1 pseudogene is annotated in these 236 nt (G+C 70.8%); it reads left to right on the top strand.

What is annotated here, in order from left to right:
* Positions 1 to 236: pseudogene (locus SB756_RS35385) on the top strand (type II/IV secretion system protein); the annotation flags it as partial.

Raw genomic sequence — 236 nt, forward strand, 5'->3', positions numbered from 1 at the left:
CGATACCCTGTATGGCTCGGGCCTGACCCGCGAAGGCGTGGCCGGCTGGAAGTTCGTCCGCGTGCAGGGCTGTGGCCAGTGCCGTGGCAGTGGCTACCGCGGCCGCAGCGCCATCGCCGAACTGCTGCACCTGGACGACGACCTGCGCCAGATGATCGTCGAGCGCCGCCCCCTGTCGCAAATCAAGACACTCGCCTGCCAGCGCGGCCTGCGCCTGCTGCGCGCTTCGGCCCTGG

This window comes from Pseudomonas sp. SIMBA_068 (assembly GCF_046534705.1).
Lineage (GTDB): Bacteria > Pseudomonadota > Gammaproteobacteria > Pseudomonadales > Pseudomonadaceae > Aquipseudomonas > Aquipseudomonas putida.